Below are 8,863 nucleotides of genomic sequence, written 5' to 3' on the forward strand. Positions count from 1 at the left end.
TTCATCCTGGTGTGGTCTCGTGGTTCTGCAGCACGTGGATGGCTTTGGCGAGTCGGCCGACGCGGCGTGGGCTGACGCGGACTTTGCGCAGGACGCGCCAGGTCTTGAGTTGGGCGTTGGCGCGTTCGCCGGGGCCGCGCAGGCGGGCGTGGGCGCGATTGGCGTCCTTCTGTGACTCGGGCTTGTTCCGCCCCCTTGTACGGGGTGATCACGTGCCGGCCGGTGGGGTTATATCGGTGGTAGCCCTTGTCGGCCAGGGCGATCAACCCTGCGTCGCGCAGGGCGGCGAGGATGTTCCAGATCCTGGCCGCGGCGGTGTCATGCGTGCTGCCCGGCAGATCACCCGACACCCACAGGATCGTCCCGTCCGGTGACGCGACGACCTGCGGATTCACCCCGTGCAACTTGTGTTTGATGCCCCTATGTCTTGTCAAGTGGTGAGGGCGTGGATTCTGGGGTGGTCCAGACTTGTCGGAGGAGGGGGTGGACCTCGCGGGCGACGTAGCGTTTGAGGCAGCGGATCACCTCGCGGCGGGTCTTGCCCTGGGCCAGGCGTCGTTGCAGGTATTCCTGTGTGGACGGATCGCATCGCAGGCGAGTGAGCACGATGCGGTAGAGCGCGGCGTTGGCTTGCCTGTCGCCGCCTCGGTTGAGGCGCCGGCGTTGGGTCTTGCCGGATGACGCCTCGATTGGGCTGGTGCCACACAGGGCTGCGAAGGACGCCTCGGTGTCGAGTCGCTCGGGGTTGTCGCCCGCAGCGAGGAGGAGGGCTGCGGCGCTGTCGTGGCCGATGCCGCGGCGGTGCAGCAGGGCGGGAGCGCAGGCGTTGATCGCCGTGGTGATGTGCTGTTCGAGTTCGCGGATCTCCTCGCCGAGGCGCAGGATGCGCTGGCCAAGCAGGCGCAGTGTGTAGATCGCTGCGGCGACGGCGTCTCGCGGGTCGGTGGTGTCGAGCTCAGCGCATCGACGGATGAGCATCCAGCGACTCAGCCCGGCCAGCGACTCGCGCAGAGCCGGGTCGGTGGTCACCAGGACAGCCTTGAGTTGGTTGATCGCCTGAGTGCGTGCCTTGAGCGCGGATGTCTTGGCCAGCTTGAACATCCGCATCATCTCCACCGGTCCGTCGCTGGTCTTCGCGATAGCTGTGGCCCGGCCGGACAGCACAGCTCGCGCAGCGGACTCGGCGTCAACGGCGTCGGTCTTGCCGCGTTTGCGTCGAGTGGCTTTGTCTGGCTGGTTGATCTCGATGACCGAAACGTGGTGGGCCCGCAGATATCGGGTCAGCGCCGCGCCGTAGGAGCCGGTGCATTCCACCCCGGCCTGCCGGACTGTCCCGAACGTGCGTGCCCACGCGAGCATCTGCTCGTATCCGGCAGCGGTTGTGGGGAATGACTGGCTGGCCAAGAACACACCCAGCATACTGATCACCGCTGCGACATGGACGTCCTTGTGCGTGTCGACGCCCAGTACCACCACGTTGTCGGCAGTGGCGTCACCTTCCTCTGTGTCCGACTGCAGCATGCTGGTCATGGTCGTCTGACTCCTGTACGGCTCGGGAATGGATGGCCAGCGCCGAGCCGGTGTGGGCGGTCAGGACTGTGACGGTGCCTTGAACGGCAAGGCCCCTATCGGGACACGCCCCACCGGACCGGCGGCAGCAAGCACCACCCCCGACCACGGCCGACAGATCAAACACAAGGCAGCAAGGCCAACCAGAGTACGGGTCAAGCCGTGGCCCGAGGTAGCACACAACGATCATCACAGCCCGAGTAGAACGGCCGATCGGCGGCGATCCGGTCGATCGGGATCGGCGTCCCGTCGACAACCACATAGGCCATACCCCCGTTGTTTCGCCGACCCCCGACGCCGCCCGCAGCCTCGGCGCCCGCCGGGCGAGCAGCTCCACGGTCTCCCCGGCATACCGCCAGCAGGTCGTGGTCGAGACCCCGAACCCGGCGCCGACCTCGGCGAACGGCTCACCCTTGCGCAGACACACCAACACCAACAGGGCCTGCCGCCCCGGGTCGAGCCTGCGCCACACCGACCCCAACTCCTTGCGGTGGGCTCGGATCAGACCGGACACGAAGGTCAAAGTCCGACGTGACAACGGCAGAGCGGCACGGTAGAACAACATGTGAAGCCCCCGGGTGACACAGGACGATCTTGGTCGAAAGTTCTGCTACCAGGGGCTTCCTCGCGTCCGGGCAGCGACACGCCGAAGGCCCGCCAACCCGTGATCAACGACAAACCCCGCCTGTCAACGCATCCACACCAGGATGAAAAAGGCTCAACTTGGCGGCTTCTTCCTGCTGCTTCCGTGATAGTTGACCACTGCTGGTGGTGCTTTTTCCGGTGTGGTTGATCGTTGGCCTTGGTGCCTCGCTTGGCGACGGTTCAAGGTGGTGTTGGGTGTCGGGGTGGTCGGGCGTGCGGAGCGGTGTTGTGCCGCGTTGGGCATGGTGCATGTCCTGGGTGGCGCGGCGCGCCTCCAGAAGGGTGGCTTGCGCATAGGTCGATGATCGGTATATACCGTTCTTGTGACCGATGCTTTGCGGGAACCCACGTTCCTGATACTCACCGCGCTTGCCGAGGAGCCCCGGCATGGCTACGGGATCCTGCGTGATGTCGAGCAGATCTCCGGGGGGCGGGTGCGGCTGCGGGCGGGCACGCTCTACACCGCGCTCGACCGGCTGACCTCGGACGAGTGGGTGGCCGTCGATCGGGAAGAGGTGGTTGACGGCAGGCTTAGACGGTACTACCGCCTGACCGACCTGGGGGCGGCCAGGCTGGCGGAGGAGATCGAACGGGTGCGGGCCACTACCCGTGTCGCGGAAACACGTCTGCGTGCACGGCTCATCGGAGGGACGGCGTGAGCGAACTCGAGAAGCGGTACCGGCGGCTGCTGGGCCTCTACCCGCGGGACCACCGCGAACAGCACGGTGACGAGATGCTCGGCGTGCTGATCGCCGACGCGGGTGACCGGACGACCCCAGGCTGGCGGGACACCGCCGACCTGCTGTGGGGCGCGTTCCGGTTGCACGTACGGCGTCTGCTCGCGGCCGACGTGCTGGCGATCGTCAGCCTGCTCGGCCCGATCGCGGTCCTGGCGGGTGCGGCCACGAGCCTGCACGAGCTGGCCTGGTGGGTTCAGGCGGGCTCGGTGCCGCCGTTCGAGCAGTTCCCCGACGCGCCGGTGTGGTTCGTCTGGCTCGGGGTCGCGATCCTTGCCATGGCAGGGAAACGCAGGGCGGCCGCGATCGGCGCCTGGGTGGCCACCGCCGGGCTGATCGTGGTCCTCCAGCTTCCGTTCGCTGGCTGGCAGTGGTTCACGGACAAGGCGGGCTGGGTGCTGCTCAGCGCGGTCACGGCCTTCGCGCTCTCCATGTCGGACGGGCGCAAGGCCCGGGGCCTGCCCGCGATCGTCACCATGGCCGCGACGGTCCTGGTGATCGTGGGGCTCGGGGTATTCGGCCACCGGGACGAGATCGCCGAGTACGCGGCGCTCGCCGTCCTGTTCGCGGGCGCGGTGCTGGCCGCAGGCATCAGGTCCGCCACCGGATGGCGGGCCGCGCTGGTGCTCTCGGCGCCGGTCGCGACCGCGTTGCTCGCGCGGTTCGTGCACGCCGTGCACCACGGGCCGATCAACGACACGGTCTCCACGCTGATCTTCTTCGGCGCACCGCTGGTGTTCCTGGTCGCCATCGGCGGGCTGGTGCGCCTGCCCCGGCGCACGAGCGTCAGCTGCAGATCTTGAAAGGCTGAGATTATGGCGGTTGTGGTTCGAGGTCCAGTCCGGTGTGGGTGAAGAAGGCGTTGATCAGGTCGGGCCGGTATTGGATGCGTTTGAGCCGGTTCTTCACGATCGCGGTGAGTTGGTCGATGCCGTGCACGATGAGGTTTCCGAGGTTGCGTTTGACGTGGGACCAGACGTGCTCGGTGGGGTTGAGGTCCGGGGCGTAGGGCGGGAGCCGGATCACGTGTAGCCAGTCCCGGGTGGCGATCAACCGCCGCATCGCGTTGCTGGTGTGGGTGTTGAGGTTGTCCCAGATCAGCACGATGGGGGCGCCGAGTTGCTGGTGCGCGGCGTCGAGCAGGGCGGCGTAGTCGGTCTCGGCGAAGCTGCGCCGTTCGCCTTTGCGGCCGCGGTGGGTCCGGAGGCGGTAGATCAACCGAGGGCGATGCCCGGGCCGGACACAGACCAGCCCGGCGATCGACACCCGGCCTGAACCTTTGCCCGACACCGCAACCGTCGGTGTCCGGCCCCGGCGGCCCCAGGTGCGGGCTTTCGGCGGGCGCAGCGTCTGCCCGGCCTCGTCCTCGAAACACAGCCAGGCGCCCTGCTGCGCCGCTACCGTTTTCCCGCCGGCCATGCCTCCTGCCGCCACGTCGCGATCGCCTGCTCGTCCCGCTCGGTCGCGCGGTGAGTCGGAACCTGCGGCGAGAACCCTATGCGGTGCAACAGGTACGACACCCCGCGCAGTGTGTAGCGGGTGTGGAACATCCGGGCGATCAGATCGGCGACCCGGGCTAGCGTCCAGCGCTGATCCTCACCGAACCCATGCGCGGCAGGGCCTTGCTCCAAGGCCCGGGACAGCCGGTCCAGCCTCGGCTGGTCGAGCCGACAGGACGACCCGCCCGGTCCCTTCGACGCCAACCCGGCCTCACCCTCGGCGCGCCATCGACGTCGCCAGGTATAGACCGCGTTGGTGGACACCCGCAGCCTGTGGGCGATCTCGGCGACCGGCACGTCTTGGGCAAACCAGTAGGCCGCTTGCCATCGGACAGCTTCACGTTTGGCCCTGCCCTGCTCGGACAGACCGCCTCCATCCGCGTACCTCATCCATCCTGCGTAGATCATGAATCGATCAGGATCGGGGAGGACACGCCGGGCGAGGGCAAGATCAACCCTGGCCTTTCATGATCTGTAGCGCCCACGCCGATGCCCGTCACCGGGCGGACCTCCAGCTCGTCGGACCGCTCGGTGTCGGCGCGGTCGCGGCTGAGCACCGTGCCGAGGTAGCCCAGCAGGAACGACAGAGGGATCGACACCAGGCCCGTGTTGCTCAGCGGGAACAGGTGGAAGTCCACGCCCTTGATGATCGAGTTCGGGCCGCCGGGAACACCGGCGAGAACACGATCAGCAGCAGGCACGAGCCGAGCCCGCCGCGGATGGAGAACAGCGAGCCGGCCGTGTTGAACCGCCGCCAGAACAACGTGTAGAGGATCGTCGGCAGGTTCGCCGAGGCGGAGCGCCACCCTGTTCTGGACACCGGTGAACGCGCCACCGGTGGCGTAGCAGTCCGCAGTCGTGGTGTTTCAGCTGCTCACGCGGTGCACCACGTAGAGACGATCACCACGTCAACATTTCTTGATGAGACACTAGGTCAACGCCCAAACGAGTGTCGCCGCTGTCGAGCGCGTCTCCGTACACCGATGTTGCATCAAGTGAGCGAACAACTCGACTGCTTCTTCCGGCATCTCCGACGGCAGGTCCTCCCAGCGTGGGCATACCTGGCAACCGCTCCGTGATAGCGGGGTACGAATCCAGCCGAACTCAATCGGTCAGCAGGCTTATCGCACCGCCCCGCTCACTTCACCTGGACCGATCGATCCACCGCAGCAGGCCAGGTTGACGACCGGAACGCCCGAGCGGGAAGCGAGCACCGCAGGCCATGCGTCCTACTGACGATCACGCAAACTTTTGGCCCGCGGTACAACTGCGGCCGTTCGCCGCAAGCAGCCTGATCACGATGCCGCACCATCGTGATCAGCCCCATCGGCGCGGTGGGAGAGGGCGCGCTCAGGGAACTTCAGCCCTTGATCCCTGAGCCACGCTTCGAGCAGCGCCGCGAAATACGCGTGACCGGCCTCCAAGGGGTGCTTCCCTGGGCCGAACTCGAATTTCTTCCAGGTCAATTGGTTGATCGAATTGCCGTTGCTCTCGAACTTGTTTCCGTAGACCGACGTGCGGTCGAGTTGACGGAATAAATCGACGGCTTCTGCCGGCATCTTCGACGGCAGGACGTTCCACGCGAAGGTGTAGCGGGGCACCGCTCCGCGCAAGCGGAGGTACGAATCCAGCAGGACCCAGTCAGTCAGCAGGTTTATCGTGCCGCCCTTTTCGCTCAACATGGACCGGAAGTGGGCGTTGGAGGCGTTGTCGTCCTCCTCGAAGTTCCATGGACCCAAGCGCTTCCAGTCGGTCTCGTATGGCAGGTCCGTACGACCCGTTCGGTCACGCGGGCGCCGGAGGTGATACTCATTACGGAAGACGCAGGTCCACATGCACAGGACCAGTGTCTCCTCGACCGGCACGCCGAACTCACGGCACACCCGGTCGAGGTTGCCGACCGTGGTCCTGACGATCCGGCGGTTCGAACCACCGTCACTTGCCAGGTTCGCGACCGGGATGCCCAAACGGGAGGCAAGCACCGCAGGCCATGCGCTCGAACCGGGATCAACCAATTCCTGGCCGCGAGTACAACTGCAGCCGTTCGCTACGAGTAGTCTGATCATAATGTCACAGCACCTTGATTCCCTCGCGCCTGCCGAACGCCAACGCGTGCTCCCAGGAGTTCACCAGCGGTTCGCCCCGTGAGTTCAGGCTCGTGTTGAGCAACATCGGGCAACCGGTTTCCAGTTCCCACTCGTTGAGCACGCGGTAGAGCAGCGGGTGCTGCTCCCGGGTCACCGTCTGCACCCGGCTGGTGCCGTCGGTGTGCACGATGGCCGGAAATTTCCCTGGTTCCTTGCACCGCGCCGTGAACTGCATGTACGGGGTGGCCGGGATTGGCATCTCGAAGAAGTCTGCCGCTCGTTCTTCACGGATCACCGGCGCGAACGGGCGAAACTTCTCCCGTCCCTTCACCTCGTTGACGCGGTCCTTCATCCTCCTGGTCCGCGGGTCGGCCAGGATCGACCGGTTGCCCAGCGCTCGCGGGCCGAACTCGGCGCGTCCGTTGGCCACCGCGAGGACTCCGTTCGCCTTGAGTTCCTCGACGATTTCGCGGGGGTCGAGCGTCCGCTGGATCTCAGTGCCCAGGTAGGGGCCCGACCACTTCACCGGTTGGCGGGTGGTGGCCGCGATGGCGCCCAGGCTGGACCCGGCGTCGCCGGGGTTGGGGAAGATCCACACGTGGTCGAAGTCGCCGGTCGCGCAGATCCTGGAATTGGCGACGCAGTTCAGCGCAACGCCACCCATCAGCACCAGGTTGCGGCTGCCGGTTTCACGGCGCGCCCACCGTGCCGCGCCCAGCAGCACCTCCTCGGTGACGGCCTGGACGCTGGCCGCGAGGTCCTCGGGCAGCGCCTCGGGCAGCCAGTCGCCGATGCCGCGGTGCACGTTGGCGCGCAACCGGAAACCCGGTTCGCCGATCGCGATCCACTCGGCCTTCAGCTGGTCGGTGTAGCGGGGCGAGCCAAAGGCGGCCATGCCCATGGTGATGTACTCGTCCTCGTTCGGGCGGAAGCCGCAGCGCCGGGTGAAGGCGCTGTACAGCAGCCCGAGGCTGTGCGGGTAGCGACGGCGGAACAGCACGTCGAGCCCGTCCCGCGCGGTGTACTTCGAGATGGTGAACGTGTCGAACTCGCCGATCGCGTCGGCGACGATGACCGCCGCGTCGCTGAACCCGCTGGTGGCGACGCCTGCCATCGCGTGGGACTCGTGGTGCTTGGCGAACGAGACTGCCGGGAGCCGGAAGGGAAGGCCCAGCGACCTCAGGTACCGGCGTGGCGCGTCCTCCTTGGTCAGGGCGTCCTTCCACTGACCGGCCGTCGCGTGCCGCAACTTCTTGAGGTACGGCCGCTCGTACCAGGAGATGGCCTGCGGCCTGCCGTGGGAGAGCGCCTCGGCGATGAGGTCACTGTGCAGGAGTGGGTCGTTTTTGATGCGCGAGTAACGTTCCGAGTGTCCGGCGAACACGACTTCGCCGTCGCTCACGACGGCCAGCGACGCATCGTGCGACAGCGCGGAGATACCCCATACCAGCACGATGGCCCCTCACTTGTAGAGATGTGGGTCGTTCTTCTTGGCGCGTCTCATGCGCATCCTCCAGGTGACCGCTTCGATTACCCGCGACAAACGTCTCGTCGACCAACTGATTGCCCGCACTGGACCACTCCTCGTCACCGTGCAACCATGCCGGGCGCTGACGCGAGCATTCAGAATAAGGCCGCGCGATCACGCTCGGCGAAATTTTCACCGCTCACGATTCACCCTCCACCCTGACCGCCCTTCGAACCCACCCCTTGACGCGTATTTCACCCAAAGAGCGTCCCCTGTTGAACGTTAGGTGACTGGAACCGGTTAGGCGTTCGACCAAGGGGGGCGGGCGTTCACTCGAATGTCGAATCCGGTGACCGCGACGCCGCTGGTAATCTCCAAAGTGGGCTGTCCCGTCGACGCAAGTCCAGAGCGGCATTCATCAGCGAAGGAAAAACGCCACGTGACCATCGACCGAATGAACCTGCCCGCTAAACTCTACCAACCGAGGATTTTTCCCACGGCATTGGAAGTGGCCCGCGGGCGACGCTCGCGCAACCCGGTTGTGGTGGACCTCGATCCCACCACGTTCTGCGATTTGGCATGTCCGGAATGCATCAGCGGGAGACTGCTCAACCAAGGCCGCTTCACCTCGGAGAGGTTGCTGGCGCTCGCAGGCGAACTGGTGGAGTTGGGCGTCGCGGCGGTGATCCTGATCGGCGGCGGTGAGCCACTGGCCCACCGGGGGACTCAAGCGGTCATCCGCACGCTGGGCGGGGCAGGCGTGGCCGTCGGCGTGGTCACCAACGGCACGATGATCGACCACAACCTGGATGTGCTGGCCGAGCACACCTCCTGGGTGCGGGTCTCGGTGGACGCCGC

At 66.3% G+C, this 8,863-nt stretch carries 8 protein-coding genes and 3 pseudogenes; 3 read left to right on the forward strand and 8 right to left on the reverse strand.

Annotated features, from left to right (window positions below; all coding sequences use genetic code 11):
* Position 1: 1 nt before the first annotated feature.
* From BLS56_RS30170 to BLS56_RS30180, 3 genes and pseudogenes are all read right to left on the reverse strand, one after another.
* Positions 2-434: pseudogene (locus BLS56_RS30170) on the reverse strand (transposase family protein).
* Positions 421-1,521 carry an IS110 family RNA-guided transposase gene (locus BLS56_RS30175; RefSeq protein WP_091457991.1) on the reverse strand — a complete coding sequence of 367 codons (1,101 nt, stop codon included), beginning with the start codon at positions 1,519-1,521 and terminating at the stop codon, positions 421-423. Before BLS56_RS30175 ends, BLS56_RS30170 begins: the two are co-directional and overlap by 14 nt.
* A gap of 242 nt (positions 1,522-1,763) precedes the next feature.
* A pseudogene (locus BLS56_RS30180) lies at positions 1,764-2,134 on the reverse strand (helix-turn-helix domain-containing protein); the annotation flags it as partial.
* Positions 2,135-2,537: 403 nt separating this feature from the next.
* On the opposite strand from BLS56_RS30180, the gene BLS56_RS30185 reads away from it, so the two are divergent.
* Both BLS56_RS30185 and BLS56_RS30190 read left to right on the forward strand, forming a co-directional pair.
* Positions 2,538-2,873, forward strand: a complete 336-nt coding sequence (locus BLS56_RS30185) for a PadR family transcriptional regulator (RefSeq protein ID WP_228772064.1) — start codon at positions 2,538-2,540, stop codon at positions 2,871-2,873.
* A complete protein-coding gene (locus BLS56_RS30190) occupies positions 2,870-3,754 on the forward strand; it encodes a hypothetical protein (protein ID WP_091457981.1) in 885 nt (294 codons plus the stop codon). The genes BLS56_RS30185 and BLS56_RS30190 overlap by 4 nt, the downstream gene beginning before the upstream one ends.
* A 10-nt stretch (positions 3,755-3,764) precedes the next feature.
* Here the strand turns inward: BLS56_RS30190 and BLS56_RS31930 are convergent, their stop codons facing one another.
* From BLS56_RS31930 to BLS56_RS30210, 5 genes and pseudogenes are all read right to left on the reverse strand, one after another.
* Positions 3,765-4,370, reverse strand: a complete 606-nt coding sequence (locus BLS56_RS31930) for an IS630 family transposase (RefSeq protein ID WP_194957342.1) — start codon at positions 4,368-4,370, stop codon at positions 3,765-3,767.
* Complete coding sequence (locus BLS56_RS30195) at positions 4,349-4,858, reverse strand: helix-turn-helix domain-containing protein (protein WP_324187549.1); 510 nt, start codon at positions 4,856-4,858, stop codon at positions 4,349-4,351. Before BLS56_RS30195 ends, BLS56_RS31930 begins: the two co-directional genes overlap by 22 nt.
* 77 nt (positions 4,859-4,935) lie before the next feature.
* A pseudogene (locus BLS56_RS31095) lies at positions 4,936-5,249 on the reverse strand (cation acetate symporter); the annotation flags it as partial.
* A 496-nt stretch (positions 5,250-5,745) separates the two neighbouring features.
* Entirely contained in the window at positions 5,746-6,516 is a 771-nt protein-coding gene (locus tag BLS56_RS30205) for a DUF6071 family protein (protein WP_139191086.1), read from the reverse strand.
* A 4-nt stretch (positions 6,517-6,520) separates the two neighbouring features.
* Positions 6,521-7,990 (reverse strand): carbamoyltransferase family protein, encoded by a 1,470-nt coding sequence (locus BLS56_RS30210; protein ID WP_091457988.1) that lies wholly within the window; start codon positions 7,988-7,990, stop codon positions 6,521-6,523.
* Positions 7,991-8,354: 364 nt separating this feature from the next.
* Between BLS56_RS30210 and BLS56_RS30215 the strand changes: the two genes are divergently transcribed.
* Positions 8,355-8,863, forward strand: a 509-nt coding sequence (locus BLS56_RS30215) for a radical SAM protein (RefSeq protein ID WP_228772066.1), incomplete at its 3' end; no start/stop codon positions are given.

The organism is Actinokineospora iranica (assembly GCF_900101685.1).
GTDB lineage: Bacteria > Actinomycetota > Actinomycetes > Mycobacteriales > Pseudonocardiaceae > Actinokineospora > Actinokineospora iranica.

Bases quoted from the DNA above. Each gene is read 5' to 3' on its own strand.
- BLS56_RS30195 (WP_324187549.1), bottom strand. From the start codon at position 4,858: ATGATCTACGCAGGATGGATGAGGTACGCGGATGGAGGCGGTCTGTCC.
- BLS56_RS31930 (WP_194957342.1), bottom strand. From the start codon at position 4,370: ATGGCCGGCGGGAAAACGGTAGCGGCGCAGCAGGGCGCCTGGCTGTGT.
- BLS56_RS30175 (WP_091457991.1), bottom strand. From the start codon at position 1,521: ATGCTGCAGTCGGACACAGAGGAAGGTGACGCCACTGCCGACAACGTG.
- BLS56_RS30205 (WP_139191086.1), bottom strand. From the start codon at position 6,516: ATGATCAGACTACTCGTAGCGAACGGCTGCAGTTGTACTCGCGGCCAG.